Annotated in this window: 1 protein-coding gene; it reads right to left on the reverse strand. The window is 76.2% G+C overall.

Annotated features, from left to right (window positions below; all coding sequences use genetic code 11):
• Positions 1–224, reverse strand: a 224-nt coding sequence (locus G3I71_RS50740; protein WP_203733278.1) for a hypothetical protein, incomplete at its 3' end; no start/stop codon positions are given.
• Between the last annotated feature and the right edge of the window lie 167 nt (positions 225–391).

Consider the following 391-nt stretch of genomic DNA (forward strand, 5'->3'; position numbering starts at 1 on the left):
CCCCTGCACACCTCCCCGCTGCCGCCCCTCCCCACCGACGGACAGCGCCCCGGCTCCACGGACACCGGCACGCGGCTGTCCGTCGCGCCGCGACGGTGTCTGTCGACGGTGTTCGCCACGGGTGCGGCGGGTTGGTGGTGGGCGCGGGTGGCGGGCGCTGGTGGCGGGTGCTGCGGCGGGTGCGCGCGGTCCTGGGGCAGCGCGCGGGGTTGTGCGGTCGGCACAACCCCGCGGGGCAGCAGGAGCCCTGGGCGACGCGCAGTGGTGGGTTCCTCCAAAACGAACCGCGCGCGGCTGGGGGGATGCGGCAATCTTGCGACGACGCCCGGACGGCACCGCGGACCGGGACGGATCGCGCGCTACCGTGAGCCGTGCCCGCCATCACCAAGGT

It is taken from the genome of Streptomyces sp. SID12501, from assembly GCF_010550245.1.
Lineage (GTDB): Bacteria > Actinomycetota > Actinomycetes > Streptomycetales > Streptomycetaceae > Streptomyces.